Raw genomic sequence first — 20,038 nt, 5'->3', positions numbered from 1 at the left:
TGTTTTTTTATGCTCGTAACAGATACGACTATATTTGTAGTCGTTATATCTCTTCTTTATATTAAGATAGAATATCCTATTTGTCAACACAAAAATCCAGTCGATAAAACGAGAACTAATGAAAACTGATATTTCTTTACTCTAGTACTTGAGAAACCAAAAAAAGACCAAAAATCTTTTTCGATTTCTGGTCTTTTTTTTCTTTGTAGCTTATGTCCAAAATTTGTTAAATAATTTATAGCGTTCCTAAATGTTTAAAATCCGCCCAATGAAACATTACTTAGTTGAATAATATGAGAACCTTGTGTCTTCAATTGCGTTGGTTCACTTTTCACAGCAGTAGAACGTACGCCTTGCACAGTAGCTCGAGCCATAGGAGGTGTAAATTGCAGTCCTCCAGGAACCGCTACTACTTGCCCAGTTCCATTCGTACTCCAAACGTAATTTTGTACGTTGCTCATATTACGTTTTATTGAAGTGTAATCAGTAATAGCAATTGTTTGTCTAGGTCTCCATTGAATAGTATCTTGTCTGGTCAAGACATATTCTTCAATAACTTTAGCACTGCTATACGCACGAGGCATTTGTTTTTGAGCGTGTAATGCACTTAACGGACTGTTGATATTTCTAGAAACACCTTTTATAGTACTTCCATTCTCTGCCTGGATGTGTGCGATTTCTGTATAAGCACCGCTAGCGCCTCCTTCTCCATAGACATTAGCCCCTTTCCAAGCATAAATATCTCTATACGCCCAGATACCCACACCATTTTCTGAAGAAGCAACTGCTTTTAGATTCGCACTGTAATAAGGTTTTATGTCGTTATATGTCCAAATACCATAATTTACTCCATACCCTTCCAGTGTTCCTCCTTCCATTTGGATTTCGTTGTATGCGCGGATACCTGACTCCGTTCCTTTTCCTACAACTTTTCCTACACCATTTTTAGTATATTTAAATGCTTTTAGATAACCACCAACATTTATACCAAATTGGCCATCTGTATCTGCTGTTAATTCACCACTACCTCTGAATTCCAAGTCATGTTTTGAATAAATTGAATTGATGTTTACAGGTTCTGTATTATTCAAATAAATTTTTAGGTTTTTTGAACTAAATATTTGTGTATTTTCGTCAAGATCCCAAGTACCTTTTCTTGTACTCAATACATTTTTACCATTTTCTGTTTTGATGGTCGCGTCATATCCCTTTAAATCTTCGTTAAACGTTAGCGATGCTGCGTCGACTTTTGATTGTCCTACTAAGAACGCACCTACTAATAATCCAGTAGTGATCAATAACTTTGTCATTCCCTTTTTCTTCATAAACATTTTTTTCTCTCCTTCTTATGATTTTCCAATCGTATTACCACCCCATATTATCACAGGAAAAATATAAATCAACCTGAAAATTTTATTTATATAACGATATTATACTAAAAAACATATATTTTAATTGTAATCGATAGGAAAAATAAAAAAACTTTTTCAAGCTAATTGTGCATTGAACTATCAGTACTTTTTTTGGCGAATCACTCGCTCCATTAATCAACTATATATCAGTTAGTCAAAATTTAAATTCATTTAATACCTTATTATTGTTGATATTCCGAAAAATTTTATAAGTTCATCCAGAAATAAGTTATTAAAAACTCTCCCCATAATTCCACTCTCAAAATCAACGTACTAGACTTTTTGAAGCGAACAAGACACCATCGAAAGTTTTTTCGATCCCAATTTCTGGAGAAAACACTCTAACTTATTTTATAATCAAATAATCTAATATAAACAAAAAACAAAAAAATAAAATATATTTACACTTCTTATTTTTCTTTCGTGATTAAGCCTGCTTCAACATTTCAGATTGTTCCCTATGAATTTATATAGTACAATAAGTAAACTTACGAAACGAAAGATAAACGATCCTTCCTCCATCGAAAAAATACAAAGGCAATGACATTTTCTATTTTTAAATACGACGATAAGGTTCTATAAACAAAATATATCTTCTACGCTGAGATACTAGAAATAAAGAAGACAACTAACGTCAAAATCAAAATTTACATACTAAAAAAAAATTTACATACTAAAAAACGCAGTTAAATTTTTTTAACTGCGTTTTTTAAATTCAATAGAACAGAAGAGAGGACTTCGTTAATTAAAAACCCAATGGCAATTGAAAAACCAACTAAAATTGCTTGTGTCCCAAAATTAATAGCTTGATTATAATTATTTTCAGCAAGCGAATTGAATGCTTTGAACAGCAAGCTTCCAGGAACGATCGGCATAATACCAGAAATCGTAAAAACCATACTAGGAATTTTTGTCATTTGGGCAAAGAATTGACTGCAAATCGATAGGATCACACAAGAGATTAAAGAAGAAATAGCCGCATTGTTATGCGCAATAAAATAATTATAAGCAAGTGCCGCAATAACACCCGAGATTCCGCAAAGTACAAAATATTTTTTTTGAACATTATTTAAAATGGACGTACTGCCACTAACTAAAAAACTAAAAATGATTTGTGTAAGCATTGCTATGCCTCCTTATTAAAAGTTTGTCAATATGAACGCGACTGGTAGCCCCAACATCAATGCGGTATTGATTGCTTCAGAGGCTTGCGAGATACCGGATAAATAGTCACCATCAATGCTATCTCTTATTGCATTGACTAAGGTAGCCCCAGGCAATAGCGGCATCATACAACTGAGGGTCAAAGAAAAAGAATCTTGTGTGATATTATTTTTCACCAGCAACACCGCCAAAGTCGAGACAATCGTTGAGTATAAGAATATTGAGAAAATTTTAATATTGATGTACTTTTCTAAAATAATATAGCAAAAATAGCCGACCACACCGACTAGAAAGGCTAAAAAAGCAGCCATAGATAATTTATTGATCAAAATGTACATAGATCCGCAAATAATACCTGCTACAAAAATTTGAACATGTCGCGGAAACGCATAATCGTGTTTATCTATCTGCTTAAATTCTTTGTATAATTCATCTGTTGTGATTTTTTTTGTTAAAAATGCATCGACTTTTGTCTTTATATGGCTCATTTTTTCAAAATTATACGAATACTTTTGTATGCTTAACATTTTCACATCATTTGTTTGCTGATTGATCAACATTAAGTTTGTAGGTGTAATATAGAAAGAAAAAGAATTGATCCCCATAAATAACATCATTTGAATGAGATTACTTCGCACTTCAGATACACCATAATTACTTTCTAACATCAATTTCCCATATATAATAAGGACTTTTATATTTAAATCATTACTGGCTTCGTCAATGCCTTCGGTCGTCTCGATTTTTGTTGAATTCTCTACCATAATCTTCCCTCCAACGCGTACTTCTTTGCTTTTGTTAAGTATACTACAAACCATTGAAAAACATCGTTTCAGCCTTTTATTTTTTATTAAAATATAATAGATTTTTTTTGATAAAACACTTATCCATGAAAGATAAATAAAACAACCGATTCAATAGAACTAGGTAAAAATGAGCGTAAAAAGAGTGAGACAAAAGTAGAAAATACTTTTATCACACTCTTCTTTGGAAATACATCTTTATTCCTTCTTCGCATTAAATAACGAACTACTTTCTCAATTTGAGTACCGTCTCGCGCTTAATCAATTTATGCGGAATCACCATTCGAACGCCCGTTGCTTCTTTTTCTTGTAATGATTCAATCAGTTTTTGCATACCTGTTCTGCCTAGTTCTGCAATATCAATATCGATACTTGTCAGATAAGGATGGACTAATGTCGCATAAATAGAATTATTAAAGCTAATCACCGAAAAATCATCCGGTACTCGATAACCATACATTTGCGCTAATTGAATCATCCGCATCGCAAAGATATCGTCTATCACGACAGCGGCCGTTGCATTTGTCTCTTTTAAACGTTCCTCAAATGCAACATAATCTTCTGGCTTTTCCATATCAACTGAAGGCAATACCTTTAAATTCGCTAGCATCATAGCCTTTTGATACCCAAAATAGCGTTCATAATAAACATTTTCATGCGTTGTATTTGTAATAAATAAAATATTTTTGTGTCCATTTTCAATCAAATAATCAGTTGCATGTTTTCCTAATAGCTGATTATCATTATCTACATAAATAACTTTGTCTTCATTTGTATAAGGTTGACCAATCAAGGAGAAAGGAACTTGATTTTTGAATAAGTAATCGATAACTGGATCCTCTTTATCTGAATACAACAGAATAAAGCCGTCGACTTGTTTTTGTCGGTGCATTAGTTGAACGTTTTCCAGTAAAGTTTCAAAGGATTGCGCCGTTGCAATTGCCGTTGTCATGCTATGTTTACGTGCTTCATCATTGATCGACTCAATAATCTCTAAGTAAAACGGATTTCCCATTCGCTCACGAGAATCTAGCGGCGGCAAGATCACACCCACAGCTCCTGAAGAACGTTTTCCAAGATTTCTGGCTGCAATGTTTGGAACATACCCCATTTCTTCCATTACTTTGTAGACTTTTTTCTTCGTAGCGTCTGAAATACTGGAGTGATCATTGATTACTCTGGACACTGTAGAAGTCGCAACACCAGCCTTTTTAGCAACATCTTTCACTGTAATCGTCATCTTTTCCACTCCTTTCGCGGTTCATTATAAATTCATCAATAAATCATTCTATCGTAGAAAATAATACCACAGATTGATACCTTGTTGCTATCGACATTTTGATTCCTTGTTTTTTAAATGTCTTAACAAGTCTGGATCTTCCGGAATAAACATTAGCTGGACTGATTTTTTGAAGCCTCTATACATAATAATCATTTAATTAGCATACCATCTAAATCAGCTAAAATACCTTTAAACATGTTCATTCTTCGTTTTCATCACACTCACTAATTCATCTACTAAAACCACTTTGTTTCCATATAATGAGAGAGGCAACTCTGCTCCGGAAATAAGTTGCAAACGGACATTTTCTTTATCCACCGTTACATATAACAAGCGGTTACGATAATTCACATGAAAAGCGTAGCTTGTCCATGTACTTGGTAAAAACGGTGCAAAACTTAATTTCTCATCAGCAGTCTTCATTTGGGCAAACCCTTGCACGATGGCAAGCCAGCTGCCAGTCATAGAGGTGATATGCAACCCATCTTCCGTATCGTTATTGTAGTTATCTAGATCTAAACGAGCGGTCCGTTGATACATTTCCACTGCTTTTTCTTCCATCCCGAGTTCAGCCGCTAAAATCGCATGAACACTTGGCGATAAAGAGGATTCATGGACGGTCATTGGTTCATAAAACAAGAAATTCCGCTCTTTTTCTGCTCGTGAAAAACGTTCACCAAAGAAATAAATTCCTTGTAATACATCCGCTTGTTTGATAAAGCAAGAGCGTAAAATACGGTCCCAAGACCAATGCTGATTCAATGGTAAGTCCGCTGGTGTTATAGCGGTTCTCGGCATCAAATCCTTATCTAAGAAAGTATCATGCTGTACAAAAATATCCAGCTCTTCATCAAATGGATAATACATATTTTCGATAATTCCTTGCCAATGTTCTCGTTCTTCTTTTGTAATTTCAACGGGGGTTTCAGTTTTGTACTTAGCATAATTATCTAAGGTATATTGCAATACCCAGGCTGCAATCGTATTTGTGTACCAATTATTGTTGACATTATTTTCATATTCATTTGGCCCGGTAACACCATGGATCATATATTTTTGAGCCCGTTTAGAAAAATGAACACGATCTGCCCAAAAACGTGCGATTTCAGTCAAAACTTGTAACCCTTCGTTTTTTAAGTACTCGTTGTCGCCTGTATAATTCACGTAATTGTAGATAGCGTAGGCAATCGCACCATTTCGATGGATCTCTTCAAATGTGATTTCCCACTCATTATGACACTCGATACCGGTAAATGTAACCATCGGATACAAGGCGCCTGCTAAGCCTTGTTGACGTGCATTGTACTTAGCTTGTTCCAATTGGTTATAACGATATTTCAATAAATTTTTTGTCACTTCAGGTTTAGCCAAAGCTAAATAAAGAGGAACAGCATACGCTTCGGTATCCCAATAAGTAGCCCCACCGTATTTTTCACCCGTAAAGCCTTTAGGGCCAATATTCAAGCGTTCATCATCACCATAATATGTGGTAAATAATTGGAATAAATTGAAACGAATGCCTTGTTGCGCCGCATCGTCACCCTCGATCACAACATCGGAAAGTGCCCAACGTGCCGCCCAAGCTTCATTTTGTTCATTTAATAGTTCATCAAAACTTTTGGTATTCTCTTTCAATAATTGAATCGCTTTTTCTTGCTGCTCTGTTTCTGGAACATCACGGCTGGTCAAAACAATCACTTGTTTTTCTACTGTCATGCTCTCGTTTTTTTGCAAAGTTTCATGAAATACTTGTTGTACTTTTAATGGTTCTGTTTCAGCTAAACCTGCTTTAGCTTCGGTTACATGTTTCATTGCCGCAGTTACACTGAATTGTTCGATTCCAAACGGATTAGGGATCGTAGACGTCGTTAAAAACCCGACGGCTTCTTCAAAACCTGACTGCTGTGCTTCCCAGAACATTTCATCATAATTACTATCTTCATTGCGAACATCGCCGTCGATTTTTGATACAATCTCAATATCTGAGGTCCCTTCAAGAACTTCTACTGTTACTCGAATCAGAGCCAATTCTTGTTGCACAATACTCAAGAAACGCTCAAAACGGAATTTAATACTCGTATCCTCATGATCAAGGATAAATGTACGCGTCAACAGACCATTGCGCATGTCTAATTCTAAATAAAAGTCTTTCGGGTCTTGAATACCCAAATCAATTACTTTCCCATTCACAAAAATATCCATTGCGATAAAATCCACTGCATTGATGACTTTCCCAAAGTACTCTGGATAACCATTCTTCCACCAGCCAACTCTAGTCTTATCTGGATACCAAATACCTGCTAAATAAGTTCCTTTATGATGATCTCCTGTATACTGTTCTTCAAAATTCCCTCTCATTCCCATATAACCGTTTCCCATTGAAGTCAGCGATTCCTGTAATCGACGTTCATTCCGCTCTAACTGATGTGTAGCGATCTTCCATGGGTCTATTTCAAATAAATGATTCATTCTCTCTCCTCCTGTAAACGTTCCGCACCTTAACACCATAATAAACGCAACCGCTTGCATTGTCAAATATTTATTTTACCAAACAGCTTATTTATTAGAATAACTATGTCTATAATGATACTATTGATTTATAGACATAAAAAGGGAATTGATTTTTTTAAGGGTTTACAAAAATAAAGAAGTGATTTATACTACATTCAACGAAAACGTTTGCGCTATTATTGCAAAGGAGAGAAAAAAGATGAAAAAGTTATTTAGTTTTGAGTTTTGGCAAAAATTTGGTAAAGCACTGATGGTCGTGATCGCCGTGATGCCCGCTGCGGGATTAATGATCAGTATCGGTAAGACTATTCCTTTGATCAACCCAGATTGGGCCGCACTTGCTACAACAGGCGGCGTCATTGAAAACATTGGTTGGGGTGTCATCAGTAACTTGCATATCTTGTTCGCCCTTGCGATTGGTGGTAGTTGGGCGAAAGAACGAGCAGGTGGTGCATTCGCTGCAGGACTTTCTTTTATTTTGATCAACCGAATCACAGGTTCAATTTTCGGCGTAACAAGTGAAATGTTAGCAGATGATAAAGCGTTTACTCACACATTGTTCGGTACAAAAATCATGGTCAAAGGATTTTTCACCAGCGTTTTAGAGGCGCCAGCTTTAAATATGGGGGTTTTTGTGGGAATCATCGCAGGTTTTGTCGGCGCGATGGCCTTCAATAAATATTATAATTATCGCAAATTACCTGATGCACTTTCTTTTTTCAATGGTAAACGTTTCGTCCCATTCGTTGTGATTCTTTGGTCGACGATCGTTTCTATTCTTTTAGCCATTATTTGGCCATACATTCAAGCCGGTATCAATAATTTTGGTCTTTGGATCGCTCAGTCACAAGATACAGCGCCAATTTTAGCTCCCTTTTTATACGGAACATTAGAACGTTTGCTATTGCCGTTTGGTTTACACCATATGTTGACGATCCCTATCAACTATACTCAACTAGGCGGAACATACGAAATTTTGTCCGGGGCACAGGCCGGAACGCAAGTTTTTGGACAAGATCCATTGTGGCTTGCTTGGGCTACTGATTTAGTTAATTTAAAAGGGACCGGTGACACATCCCAATACAATTATGTCTTGGCAAATTGGACTCCAGCTCGTTTTAAAGTCGGACAAATGATCGGTGCATCCGGTATTTTAATGGGAATGACTCTAGCCATGTACCGCAATGTCGATCCCGACAAACGCGCAAGTTATAAATCAATGTACCTTTCAGCTGCTTTAGCTGTATTTCTAACGGGTGTTACTGAACCTTTGGAATTCATGTTTATGTTTGCGGCCGTCCCATTATATGTTGTTTACGCCATAATCCAAGGTGCAGCATTTGCCATGGCAGATATCATTGCATTGCGTGTTCACTCTTTCGGAAATATTGAGCTTTTGACTCGAACACCTTTAGCCATAAAAGCTGGGCTAGGCGGTGATTTACTGAATTTCATTCTTTGCACTATTGCATTCGGTGTTCTCACTTATTTTATCGCTAACTTTATGATCAAAAAATTTAATTTTGCTACTCCTGGCAGAAATGGAAACTACGATAATAATGAAACGAACGATTCAACGCAAGTAAATACTCAAAATACAGACGGAATCGATCCACAAATCATTGAAATCGTTCATTTATTAGGCGGAAAAGAAAACATTACAGATGTTGATGCCTGTATGACTCGTCTACGAGTCAGTGTTACAGATAAGAATAAAGTCGGAGCGGAAGATGCTTGGAAAAAAGCTGGTGCTATGGGATTGATCATTAAAGATAACGGGGTTCAAGCAGTTTACGGACCAAAAGCAGATGTGCTAAAATCAGATATCCAAGATTTATTGGATTCTGGCATTACGATCCCAGCACCTAAACAAACAGAAATAACCGATCCATCATCTAAGTCAACTGAATATCTAGGTATCACCAAAATAATCGTACCTGTTGCAAATGGTGAAGTGATTGCCATCGATCAAGTCGATGATCCTGTCTTTTCACAAAAAATGATGGGGGATGGCTATGCCGTTATCCCCGTTGATACGACGATTTACGCACCAATCGATGGTGTGATCAGCAGTATTTTTCCATCAAAACATGCGCTAGGTATTACAACTTCTGAAGGAATCGAAGTGTTGATCCATATGGGGCTTGATACGATCGAAATGACAGAATCTGCTTTTACAATTCTTGTAACTGAAGGACAAAAAATTATTGCAGGTGAAAAAATCGCTACCGCTGATATAGAAAAAATAAAAGCTTCAGGCAAACAAACAACCATGATCGTCGTCTTTACAAATGGCGAAAAAATCAATGGTTTCCATTTAGATAAAACAGGTAAACAAGAACCTGGAACTCCTATTGGTCGTTTAGATATTTAATATAAGAAAACTTAAACGGGTCGGCATAAACCTCTATGGGCTTTATGCCACTCCTTTTTCTTTTACTGGAGGAGAAATAAACATGAATGTACTTACACTGAACACCCACAGCTGGCTAGAAAGTCATCCTATAGAAAAATTACAACAGTTGGCTGAGAAAATCATTCAAGAAGATTACGCACTGATCGCTCTACAAGAAGTTAATCAACGCATTGATAGCTTACCTGTTATTTCAACGCATAACTTCCATCCAACAGAAACTCAGCTACCGATCCATGAAGACAATTTCGCTTATCTTTTAGTTCAGTTTTTGAAAGAACGCGGACAAGACTATCACTGGAGCTGGACATATAACCATATTGGCTATTCGATCTACCATGAAGGTGTTGCTCTTCTTTCAAAACAACCGATCCAACCGCAAGCAGTCGTCATTTCCGCAGAAAAAGAGCCCAGTGATTACCGCAGAAGAGTCTTACTGATAGGACAAACAAAATTAGACGAGAAAAACATCACTGTTTTAAGCTGCCATTACTCTTGGTGGTCTGAAGCTGACGGTTTTGCAGATGAATGGCGAAAAACCGAATTAGCCTTACAAAATCATATTTCTCCTTTACTGATCATGGGTGACTTTAACAATCCAGCATCAAAAAAACAAATGGGGTATGATCTTGTTCTAAACAGTTCATTACAATTGCAAGACAGTTTTTTGACAGCTAGTGAAAAAATCGGTGAACACACCGTGGAAAAAGCAATCGATGGTTGGGGAGAAAATCAGGAAAAACTGAGGATCGACTATATTTTCACTTCAAAAAATTTAACGATTTCTAGCTACGAAATCGTTTTTGATGAAAAAAACGCCCCTGTTATCAGCGATCATTTCGGTGTTTCAGCACTCATTCAACAAAATAAAAACATACGTTAAAGAGAAAACCTTCTCTTTTTCGTACGTTTTTTTGTTTCATTTCGAAGGATAATGATACACTAGTTATAAACTAGATTTATCCTATTAAGTTTAAAAAGGTGGGTAGAGAAAATGCAGATAACTATTTTTGGCGGCAGCGGTTTTATTGGAAAAAAACTCTCAGAAGAATTGATAATGCGTGGTCACAGCGTAACTTGTGTCTCTAGAAGTGGCAAACCAATTGACCTAACAACTGCTTGGGCACAAAAAGTTCATTGGCTTCGTTCTGATATTTTAACAGATAAAAACTGGCATCCTGCTGCAAAAGAAGCCGACTGGATCATCGATGCGATTGGAATACTTAAAGAAATCCCTTCTAAAAACATCACGTACGAACGATTTATTTTGAAACCTGTTCAAATCATATTAACCTATTTAGATACACAAGAAAATCCAGCTAAATTTCTATTTTTATCTGCTAACAGTGCTCCCTTTCCGTTAAGAAAATATATGGATGCTAAACTTCAAGCAGAACAATCAATCAAAGCACAAACCGAGCAAAACGTCATTTTTTATCCTAGTTTAGTTATGGACAAAAAACGTTATTCTTCTATTATTGGTGGTCAATTGATCCAAGGATTTAAAAAAATTCCAGGCCTCAGAAAACTCGTTAAAGGATACGACCCCCTCTCAAGAGAACAGCTGGCAATAGAAATCGCCAACGTCATTGAAGGACAATCCTCTCGTTTCACGAAAAGAAGAACATAATAAAGAAATTGGAACAGCGTTTAACTCCGAGAAATAAGAGAGAATTCACGAAAACGGCTCTTCAAATTCTTGTGAATGCAAACTTATTTCTCGGAGTTACTTCTGTTCCACCGTTTATTCGTAAATTTCTTGTTATTTCTAAGAGCTATATACTTTTGACAAAACTTCCTCTTACCCTTTCACCGAACCACTCGTAATTCCTTCTACATAATATTTCTGCATAAAGATAAACAACAATGTGATCGGAACGGCTATCAACACACAACCTGCTGTAAACGCCATAAAGTACTGATCGATTTTATCTTTCGTCTGCATTGTAAACAACCCAATCGCAACCGTATATTTGTTCACGTTATCGCCTAAAATGATTTTCGCAAAAATAAAATCCATCCACGGTGCCATAAACGCCATCAATGCGGTATAAACAATGATCGGTTTACTCAACGGCAATGTAATTTTCGTGAAAATCTCAAACTTGCTCGCTCCATCGATCATCGCAGATTCATCCAACGCCATCGGAATTGTATCGAAAAATCCCTTCGCAATATAAAAACCTAGTGCTGCTCCAGATGAATAAACTAAAATCAATGCCAATAAACTTCCTGTCAAATTCATTGCTTTTAAAATATAATAAACAGCGATCATGCTCATAAAGCCTGGAAACATATTCAATACTAATGCTAATTTTAAAAACGGTTTTCTCGCTCTAAAGCGTAAGCGACTCAGTGAATAGGCCATTGCAATCGTGATCAGCGTCGATAAAATACAACTACATATTGCTACAAATAGCGTATTTAAAAACCATTGCACAAAAGGATACGTCGAACTTGTCAGCAACATTTTATAATTCTCAAAAGTAAACTGCTTAGGGATAAAGTACGTCACAAAAGCTCCGCCTTCACTTCTAAAACTAGTCAAAACAATCCAAACGATTGGGAAAATCCAGACAATCGATAAAATCGTCAATAAGATATAATAAAAAACTAAATTTTTTCTTTTTTTCGATTTCATAAGCTTATTTACGCCCCTTCCGTTTTAAATGAACTGCTTCGTGTATAGGCGAATAACGAGAAGACTGCCGAAAGAACAAAGATGATGATCCCAATCACGGATGCAAGATTATAGTCCGCAGCGGTAACTGTCAATTTATACAACCACGTGACCAAAAGATCCGTCTCACCAGCCGAGTGAAAATTACTGTTCGCTGGTTGTCCGCCAGTCAATAAGAAAATCACATTAAAGTTATTGATATTTCCAATAAACTGCTGAATCAAACTAGGAGCCATAACAAACAAAATCTGCGGAAACGTAATGTTTCTAAAAATTTGAAATTTGTTCGCTCCATCGATTTCTGCTGCTTCTATTTGATCCGTTGGTAAATTCGTAATAATTCCAGTGGCAACTAACATTGTTACTGGAATTCCAACCCACATATTCACAAAAATAACGGTGACTTTCGCTAGTAAAGCATCAGTTAAAAATGGTATTGGCTGATCGATCAATCCCCAGTTTTGCAGGATTGCATTGACTGGACCCGAACCATTAAATAAGTTTGCCATCAACAACAAGCTAACAAATTGCGGGACCGCCATCGTGATCACAAAAATCGTCCGCCAAACTTTTTTCCCTTTTACTCCTTTAGCATTGATCAATAAAGCTAGTAAAATGCCAAAGAAAAAAGTCGTCGCCGTCGCCGAAACTGCCCAAATCAATGTCCAAGTAAGCACCGGGAAAAAGGTTCCAGCAATATCACCTGTGAGTACATTCCCAAAATTAGCAAAACCTACCCAATGAAATAAATTTTTTGGTGGCAAATGATTATGATCATAGTTAGTAAAGGCAATAGAAATCATATAAAGCAACGGTAAAATGGTAAATGCCAACACACCTAATAACGGAATGCTCATCAACGTCACATAAAATTTTTCATTCAGCAAACTATTTACATCTTCTTTTAATGTCGGCAAAGGTTGCCCTGTTTGTTTCAACGTGTAAATTTTACGGGCGCTTCGCAGATTTATGATGTACAAAAAAATAAAAAGTAAAATAAGAATAATTGCAGCGATCCCAAACAATAATAGTAACATCGAATTATCACCTGGTTGTTGCACCTCGATCCCAAGTGACTCATCCATGACCCATCCTTGAGATTTCGTCCCTAACGTTTGCAACATCGACAATGCATGAAATCCATTAATGATCAACCATGCTACAAATCCAATCTGCAACGCTAAAAATGCCAGACCTTTGACGATTTGCCCATTCATGATATTCGCTGTCCCCATAAATAAATAAGAAAGCTTGATTGATTTATCGCCGTTTTTGAATAACTCTCTAAAAGAAATCGACCCCTCAGTTTTTGCCTTTTGCTTCATAGCATTTCACTTCCTGTTCTTTAAATAAGAAATGAGGCTGAGACAAAGCTCATAGAGTTTCGTTCCAGCCTCAAGGTCACCTTGAAAATGGTGAAGAATTATTTTCCTGTTTTACTAGTATCTTTGACTAATTTATCTAATTTTGGTAAGTATTGATCTTCAGCAATTTTGCCATTATACGTATCATTGATTACCGCATCAGCAGGACCCCAGAATGAAACCATCTCTGGAAGTTTTGGCATCACCACTGAATGATCTGCATCACTCATTGTCATTACAGCTTCTGCTACCTTGTCAGAGGTCACTTTACCATCTGTTTGCGCCTCTTTGTTTGCAGGTACTGTCCCATTTTTCTCAAAAACGATTAATTGATTTTCTTTATTTGTTAAAAAGTCAGCTAGTGCCATTGCCGCAACTGGACTTTTCGTTGATGCATTCACTCCAAATAATTTCACGCCCAAGAATGCTTTTTGTTGAACAGGACCATTGCCCAAATCAACAGTCGGATACGGCGCTACCGCAAAGTTATCTCCTAATGCTTTTTCTACATCTAATTTAGACCACGGACCAGATAAGAAAGCATCGATTTTACCATTTCCTAAATTAGAAAGCGCATCAGCATTTGATTGAACGACACCAGAATTATCCTTTTGTGCGTGAATCCATTTTAAAACTTGGACACCTTTATCATTATTAAAGTTCGTTCCGTTGATATCTTCGCCATTTTCACCATATAATTCATCGCCATTTGACATGAATAATGGCGTAAAGATATAGTTTGCACCCGCTTCTCCAAAGTTTGCGCCTAATTTGCCTTTAGCTGTTAAACTGTCCCAGCTTTTTACATCTTCTTCAGTCAATTTTTCTTTGTTATAATATAAAAATTGTGATTCCACGCCATATGGATAGCCATATAATTTACCATCATACGTAGCCGCTTCAACGGCACTTTCAGTACTATTGTCTTTCACACTATCTTCATATTTTGTATTGGCATAAATAATTCCAGCATCCACCATCTGACCTAGTTGATCGTGAGGCATCATGAAAACATCTGCTGCGGCACTAGGATCTTTTTTCAGATTTTCCTGTGCTGTTGCAGATTCACTTGGCTTAATAGTCACTTTCCAATCTTTATGTTCTTTTTCAAATTCTTCTACTAATGGTTTGTACGTATCAACAAATGCTACATCCACCCACAACTTTATAGAAGCGTTTTCATTTCCGTCAGAAGTTTTTTCTTCCGATGCTCCACCACCACAAGCTGCAAGTAAGAACGCCGCTGCTGTCATTGTTACCCCTAATGTCAAAAGTTTTTTCATCTTTCTTTTCATCTTTTGTTCCTCCTAGGAATTTTTTACTTTTCTATTCTCTTATATTGTGCAATCGTTTGCATTAATTGTCAAGAGATATATAAATAAATTTGTATTTTTTTCTTTATTCCCAATAAAAAAGGGGTTAAAGTTCTTACTTCCAAAATAGAAAAATACTGATAAAACAACGATTATCAATTAAAAAAAGCTAAAATAGAACTTTTTTACGATGATTCTCTTTATTTATCAAGTAAAATATCAAATCAAGAAAACAAAGCGCAAGCGATTGCGAAAAAATATATTGAAAACGTTTTTCTTATATGTCATAATATGAGTGGTTTTTAGAAAAGTATGACTAAATAAAATACGAAGTCGATTACAGAGGGAGAAATTAGATGAATACTGCAGCGATCCATCATCAACCAGAAAGTGAATATGCTTATTTATACACATCAGACAAAATGCACATCCGGCTAAAAACAGGTAGAGGAGATATTAAACGTGTGGAACTATTAAATGGTGACCCCTATCAATTTGAACACAGCGAGTGGTTCAGATCAACGATCCCCATGGAAAAATATTTATCTACTACGACACATGATTATTGGATAATCGAGACTTCTGCACCATTTAGACGCCTAAGTTACGCTTTCAAAATAGAAGGTATGGATGGAACTGTCTTATTTTACGGCGATCACGGATTCTTTCCTTACCAAGATTCTACATTAAAATCAGCCAGCAATTATTTTAAACTACCTTACTTTCATGAAACAGACCGTTTCAAAGCACCTCAATGGGCAAAAGAAACGATTTGGTATCAAATTTTTCCTGAACGTTTTGCTAATGGTGACACAACTAATGACCCGAAAGGTACTTTACCTTGGGGCAGCAAAGAACATCCCGGACGTGAAGACTTTTTCGGTGGGGATTTGCAGGGAGTTTTAGATCATTTAGACCACTTTGTAGATCTTGGCATCAATGGCATTTATTTCTGTCCAATTTTCCAAGCCACCAGTAATCACAAATACGACACGATTGATTATTTCGAGATCGATTCAGCTTTCGGAGATAAAAAGCTCTTTAAGAAAGTCGTAGACGAATGTCATAAACGAGGTATCCGTGTCATGTTAGACGCTGTTTTCAATCATATGGGTGATTTTTCACCTCAGTGGCAAGATATCGTCAAAAATGGTGAGGATTCACCGTATGCAAAGTGGTTCCACATTCATAAATTCCCAGTTACTTACACACCGACTGCTGATTTTGAATTCTCTGATGCTATTACGTACGATACTTTCGCCTTCACGCCACATATGCCGAAATTAAATACGGCAAACAAAGAGGTACAGGACTTTTTATTAGAAATTGCTCGCTACTGGATTATGGAGTTTGATATCGATGCTTGGCGTTTAGATGTGGCAAACGAAGTAGATCATCGTTTTTGGCGTAAATTCCACGACGTTTGTACAGAAGCAAAACCGGATATTTATATTTTAGGTGAAATTTGGCATTCTTCTCAAGCTTGGCTTCAAGGAGATGAGTTTCATGGGGTCATGAATTATGCTTTTACAGATGCCATTCTTTCTTATTTTATCTATCAAACGATTTCATTAAGCCAGCTAGTTTCTGAGCTAAATCACCAATTAATGCTTTATCGTGAACAAACCAATCAAATTATGTTTAATGTGCTGGATTCTCATGATACACCACGTTTATTGACAATCGCTCAAAATAATAAAGAACTGATGAAGCAAGTTTTGGCCTTTACCTACTTACAAAAAGGTGTGCCTTGTCTTTATTATGGAGACGAATATGCAATGGATGGTGCGGACGATCCAGATTGCCGCAAATGTATGATTTGGGAATCTGATAAACAAGATTTAGATATGTACGAATTCTTAAAAACATTGATTGCGTTTAGAAAAGAACATCAAACACTTCTATCGGAAGGCAAACTGCGCTGGCACGAAATCGATGAGGAAACAGGAATTCTCGACTTTGCTTACGAACATGAAGGAAAAATGATCCGCAGTATTTTTAACACAGGTCAATCTCCTGTTTATATCAAAAAAGAGCGCGTTTTATTTTCAACCCAAATGCATTCACTCGACAAAGAGATCATTGAGCTTACACCCTATGGATTTGCCGTGTCCGTAGATGCAACAGAAAAAAATGGCTCAGCTAAAAACGAAAAACCTTTGGTAGTAGGAAGCCATCGTTCAGCAAGTTTACCCACGGGGTTTTCAAGATAGCAGTTGAATCGGTGCTATAGATCATATGAAAAGTCTGATCCAAAAAACGAAAAAAAAGGAGCTTAAGACATAGATCTTAACGAAAAAGAGCTTGGGACGTAAGTACTAACGAAAAATCCAGATACCAGTCAAATTGATTGGCATCTGGATTGTTTTTTTGTACAAAAATAAGAACACCTTTGCTAAAATAAAAGTGACTAAACAAATAAGTCAGCGAGGTGTTCTTATGTTTAAAAATTATACCACAAATCAAGTCGTTCTTCCTCTAGATTTTAGTTTTCAGTTAGAAAAAAACGATATTGCGTTTGTCATTGATCAATTAGTTGAAAGTATTCCGGAGGAACGCTTTCTTCCTTTTCATCATCAAATGGGGCCTTCTTCTTATCATCCGAAAATGATGATGAAGATGATTTTATGTGCCTACACACAATCTGTATTTTCTGGTCGCAAGATTGAAGCCTTGACGAAAGACAGTATTCGCATGATGTGGCTTACTCAAAGTTATCAACCTAGTTATCGAACCATCAATCGTTTTCGAGTGAATCCTTTAGTGAATGCACTCCTTCGGGAGTGCTTCGTCCAGTTCCGTAGCCAATTAGTCAAGGAACAATTAATCGATGAAGAAGCCATTTTTATCGATGGTACAAAGATTGAAGCCAACGCCAATAAATACACCTTTGTTTGGAGAAAATCCATTGATAACTTTAATAAAAAGCTTACTGAAAAATCAAATTTTCTCTACGATGAATTGTTAAAGAATCAAATTATTCCTGAAATTGAGCGAGAGTCCTCAAAAGAATTATCTGTCACTGAATTAGGTAAGATTGAAGAAAATCTCGCGCATGTTGTCGAAAAGTTTACAGAAAAAATCGAACAAGCAGAGGATGGAATTACGCGCAAATCAATCCGTTCTAAACGAAAAATTCCTAAAAAATTAAGGACACTTTTCAAGGACTTTAAAGAGCGAAAACTCGCTTATCAAAAACATAGACAGATTTTAGGGCAACGAAACAGTTACTCTAGAACTGATCTAGATGCCACTTTTATGCGCATGAAAGACGATCATATGAAAAATGGTCAGTTGAAAGCAGGTTATAATCTTCAAATCGCCACGAACAGTCAGTATATTTTAGGCTATGATCTTTTCTCAAATCCAACAGATACACGAACATTGCGCCCTTTTTTAACCACTTTAAAAGAGCGTTTCTTTGATCTGCCAAACTATATTGTCGCAGATGCCGGCTATGGAGGAGAAGAAAACTATCAAGCGGTTTTAGAGGATCACGAGCGAACACCACTCATCACTTATGCCATGTACCATAAAGAACAGAAGAAAAAGTTTAAACAAAATCCGTTCCTTCCAGCAAACTGGTCGTATCAGGAATTAGATGATACGTTTCTTTGTCCAAACGGACGAAAAATGAATTTTCGAAACTATTCTATTCGTACAGATAAATATGGCTTTAAACGTTATTTAAAACGGTATGAATGTGAAGACTGCTCGAATTGTCCTCTTCGAAGCCAGTGTACAAAAGCGAAGAGTGACAAGAATCGTGAGATTCAAAAGAACATGAATTGGGAATACTTTAAAGCAAGAATTCAACAGCTGCTTTCAGAAGAAGAAACAGGTAAACTCTATCGTCAACGAAAAATTGACGTCGAACCAGCTTTCGGACATTTGAAGGCTTGTTTAGGGTTCACTCGGTTCTCTGTTCGAGGGAAACAACAGGCACACAATGAAATTGGATTCGCGTTAATCGCAGTAAATTTAAGGAAATATAGGCTAAGTAAGCTAGAAAACATGAAGGATTCTCCCAATAATCTAAAAAATAAAAGACTGAAAATCATTTTTTACGATTTTCGGTCTTTTATTTTAAGGTTTTTGGGACTTACGTCCCAAGCTCTTGATTTTTTGTACAAAATAAGAATACCTTTGCGTTGAGAATAAATCGAGTGCTAAAGTACAAAGATTCAACGGATTCTGAAATACGTTGAAATTGTCACAACATTCAGTGATCGTGATGAACTGACAGTTCATGATACTTACTTAGTCACAAAAAATTGAACTATAGGTCCTGTGGATTCCTTCTTATTTCTCGAAGCTGAACGCTTTTGTCTCAGGCTCTTTTTTCGTCAGCAATTTTTCATAAATCAGACTACTCATCATATACAGCATTAATCTTGAACAAAGCTTTTTTTTATTACTAGGGTTGCTTGTCACTATAGAGTATGTACTGATTGATCTTAGTTTGGTCTCTGCCATATTCGTAATCACAATAATTGTCGTTCTGTTACACTTAGCTTTAATCATGATCTCATTGATTTCATCTACTTGACCACTTAATGAAAAAACAACAATCACGTCTTGAAACGTGCTGATTTGAGGAATACGTTCAACCAAAAAGGGATCTGAAAAATTATTTGTCCAAAGATCAATTGATTTAAGCTTATAATTAAATTCAGACGCCATTTGAGAACTTGAACCGGTTCCAATACAAAAAATTCTCCTTGCATTAATTAGGCAATTACATATTTTGTCGATATTTTTTTCATCTACTAATTCCAAGGTTGTCAACGTATCTTTTTTGATACTATTTACTTCATATAAAAAATCAGATTTTACTGGAGAGCTTCTTTTCTTCTGTTCTCTAGCTTGAACGAATCCAAATTTCAATTCCTTAAATGTTGGGTAATTTAATTTTTTCCCCGCTCTGATGACAGTAGAATTAGATATATACAGCGCATCTTTAATATCTTTTAATTTCAGCCCTTCAATATCCTCAAATCTTAGAATAAACTCAATGACTTCCCGTTCAGCTTCCGATAATCTCTCATAGTTTGAATTGATATCTTTATAAATATCACTCACACAAATCAAATCCT

Annotated in this window: 14 protein-coding genes; 5 read left to right on the top strand and 9 right to left on the bottom strand. The window is 36.3% G+C overall.

Annotation, left to right across the window (positions count from 1 at the left end; translation table 11 throughout):
• Nucleotides 1-254: 254 nt before the first annotated feature.
• The 5 genes from IGI43_RS11760 to IGI43_RS11740 all read right to left on the bottom strand — a co-directional run bounded on the left by IGI43_RS11760 (nucleotide 255) and on the right by IGI43_RS11740 (nucleotide 7,190).
• Entirely contained in the window at nucleotides 255-1,331 is a 1,077-nt protein-coding gene (locus tag IGI43_RS11760) for a hypothetical protein (RefSeq protein ID WP_438757977.1), read from the bottom strand.
• 767 nt (nucleotides 1,332-2,098) lie between these two features.
• Nucleotides 2,099-2,536 carry a threonine/serine exporter family protein gene (locus IGI43_RS11755; protein ID WP_438757976.1) on the bottom strand — a complete coding sequence of 146 codons (438 nt, stop codon included), beginning with the start codon at nucleotides 2,534-2,536 and terminating at the stop codon, nucleotides 2,099-2,101.
• Between the two features lie 15 nt (nucleotides 2,537-2,551).
• Nucleotides 2,552-3,340 (bottom strand): threonine/serine ThrE exporter family protein, encoded by a 789-nt coding sequence (locus IGI43_RS11750; RefSeq protein WP_438757975.1) that lies wholly within the window; start codon nucleotides 3,338-3,340, stop codon nucleotides 2,552-2,554.
• Nucleotides 3,341-3,605: 265 nt separating this feature from the next.
• Entirely contained in the window at nucleotides 3,606-4,619 is a 1,014-nt protein-coding gene (locus tag IGI43_RS11745) for a LacI family DNA-binding transcriptional regulator (protein ID WP_438757974.1), read from the bottom strand.
• A gap of 231 nt (nucleotides 4,620-4,850) precedes the next feature.
• The gene (locus IGI43_RS11740; protein ID WP_438758852.1) at nucleotides 4,851-7,190 is read right to left on the bottom strand and encodes a glycoside hydrolase family 65 protein; all 2,340 of its coding nucleotides are present in this window, start codon (nucleotides 7,188-7,190) and stop codon (nucleotides 4,851-4,853) included.
• A gap of 181 nt (nucleotides 7,191-7,371) precedes the next feature.
• On the opposite strand from IGI43_RS11740, the gene IGI43_RS11735 reads away from it, so the two are divergent.
• From IGI43_RS11735 to IGI43_RS11725, 3 genes are all read left to right on the top strand, one after another.
• On the top strand, nucleotides 7,372-9,546 hold the full coding sequence (locus tag IGI43_RS11735) for a PTS transporter subunit IIBC (protein WP_438757973.1): 2,175 nt from the start codon (nucleotides 7,372-7,374) through the stop codon (nucleotides 9,544-9,546).
• A gap of 82 nt (nucleotides 9,547-9,628) precedes the next feature.
• On the top strand, nucleotides 9,629-10,468 hold the full coding sequence (locus IGI43_RS11730; RefSeq protein WP_438757972.1) for an endonuclease/exonuclease/phosphatase family protein: 840 nt from the start codon (nucleotides 9,629-9,631) through the stop codon (nucleotides 10,466-10,468).
• A gap of 111 nt (nucleotides 10,469-10,579) precedes the next feature.
• The gene (locus IGI43_RS11725; RefSeq protein ID WP_438757971.1) at nucleotides 10,580-11,215 is read left to right on the top strand and encodes an NAD-dependent epimerase/dehydratase family protein; all 636 of its coding nucleotides are present in this window, start codon (nucleotides 10,580-10,582) and stop codon (nucleotides 11,213-11,215) included.
• 171 nt (nucleotides 11,216-11,386) lie between these two features.
• Here the strand turns inward: IGI43_RS11725 and IGI43_RS11720 are convergent, their stop codons facing one another.
• From IGI43_RS11720 to IGI43_RS11710, 3 genes are all read right to left on the bottom strand, one after another.
• On the bottom strand, nucleotides 11,387-12,226 hold the full coding sequence (locus IGI43_RS11720; RefSeq protein WP_438757970.1) for a sugar ABC transporter permease: 840 nt from the start codon (nucleotides 12,224-12,226) through the stop codon (nucleotides 11,387-11,389).
• A gap of 8 nt (nucleotides 12,227-12,234) precedes the next feature.
• On the bottom strand, nucleotides 12,235-13,590 hold the full coding sequence (locus IGI43_RS11715) for a carbohydrate ABC transporter permease (RefSeq protein WP_438757969.1): 1,356 nt from the start codon (nucleotides 13,588-13,590) through the stop codon (nucleotides 12,235-12,237).
• A gap of 98 nt (nucleotides 13,591-13,688) precedes the next feature.
• Complete coding sequence (locus IGI43_RS11710; RefSeq protein ID WP_438757968.1) at nucleotides 13,689-14,924, bottom strand: extracellular solute-binding protein; 1,236 nt, start codon at nucleotides 14,922-14,924, stop codon at nucleotides 13,689-13,691.
• 374 nt (nucleotides 14,925-15,298) lie between these two features.
• Here IGI43_RS11710 and IGI43_RS11705 point away from each other — a divergent pair, with 374 nt between their 5' ends.
• Together IGI43_RS11705 and IGI43_RS11700 are read left to right on the top strand one after the other, a co-directional pair.
• Complete coding sequence (locus IGI43_RS11705) at nucleotides 15,299-17,155, top strand: glycoside hydrolase family 13 protein (protein ID WP_438757967.1); 1,857 nt, start codon at nucleotides 15,299-15,301, stop codon at nucleotides 17,153-17,155.
• A 226-nt stretch (nucleotides 17,156-17,381) separates the two neighbouring features.
• A complete protein-coding gene (locus IGI43_RS11700) occupies nucleotides 17,382-19,097 on the top strand; it encodes an IS1182 family transposase (protein ID WP_438757966.1) in 1,716 nt (571 codons plus the stop codon).
• 147 nt (nucleotides 19,098-19,244) lie between these two features.
• On the opposite strand, the gene IGI43_RS11695 is transcribed toward IGI43_RS11700, so the two are convergent.
• Nucleotides 19,245-20,024, bottom strand: coding sequence for a MurR/RpiR family transcriptional regulator (locus IGI43_RS11695; RefSeq protein WP_438757965.1), 780 nt, complete (start codon nucleotides 20,022-20,024; stop codon nucleotides 19,245-19,247).
• Between the last annotated feature and the right edge of the window lie 14 nt (nucleotides 20,025-20,038).

Origin of the sequence: Enterococcus sp. AZ126 (assembly GCF_051714545.1) — a bacterium.
Taxonomy (GTDB): Bacteria; Bacillota; Bacilli; order Lactobacillales; family Enterococcaceae; genus Enterococcus_L.
This window is presented reverse-complemented; position numbering and strand designations above follow the sequence as displayed.

Excerpts from the sequence above, each read along its gene's own strand:
- IGI43_RS11710 (WP_438757968.1), bottom strand. The coding sequence starts at position 14,924 with ATGAAAAGAAAGATGAAAAAACTTTTGACATTAGGGGTAACAATGACA.
- IGI43_RS11720 (WP_438757970.1), bottom strand. The coding sequence starts at position 12,226 with ATGAAATCGAAAAAAAGAAAAAATTTAGTTTTTTATTATATCTTATTG.
- IGI43_RS11730 (WP_438757972.1), top strand. The coding sequence starts at position 9,629 with ATGAATGTACTTACACTGAACACCCACAGCTGGCTAGAAAGTCATCCT.
- IGI43_RS11745 (WP_438757974.1), bottom strand. The coding sequence starts at position 4,619 with ATGACGATTACAGTGAAAGATGTTGCTAAAAAGGCTGGTGTTGCGACT.
- IGI43_RS11715 (WP_438757969.1), bottom strand. The coding sequence starts at position 13,590 with ATGAAGCAAAAGGCAAAAACTGAGGGGTCGATTTCTTTTAGAGAGTTA.
- IGI43_RS11735 (WP_438757973.1), top strand. The coding sequence starts at position 7,372 with ATGAAAAAGTTATTTAGTTTTGAGTTTTGGCAAAAATTTGGTAAAGCA.
- IGI43_RS11740 (WP_438758852.1), bottom strand. The coding sequence starts at position 7,190 with ATGCAAGCGGTTGCGTTTATTATGGTGTTAAGGTGCGGAACGTTTACA.
- IGI43_RS11760 (WP_438757977.1), bottom strand. The coding sequence starts at position 1,331 with ATGTTTATGAAGAAAAAGGGAATGACAAAGTTATTGATCACTACTGGA.
- IGI43_RS11750 (WP_438757975.1), bottom strand. The coding sequence starts at position 3,340 with ATGGTAGAGAATTCAACAAAAATCGAGACGACCGAAGGCATTGACGAA.
- IGI43_RS11705 (WP_438757967.1), top strand. The coding sequence starts at position 15,299 with ATGAATACTGCAGCGATCCATCATCAACCAGAAAGTGAATATGCTTAT.
- IGI43_RS11755 (WP_438757976.1), bottom strand. The coding sequence starts at position 2,536 with ATGCTTACACAAATCATTTTTAGTTTTTTAGTTAGTGGCAGTACGTCC.
- IGI43_RS11725 (WP_438757971.1), top strand. The coding sequence starts at position 10,580 with ATGCAGATAACTATTTTTGGCGGCAGCGGTTTTATTGGAAAAAAACTC.
- IGI43_RS11700 (WP_438757966.1), top strand. The coding sequence starts at position 17,382 with ATGTTTAAAAATTATACCACAAATCAAGTCGTTCTTCCTCTAGATTTT.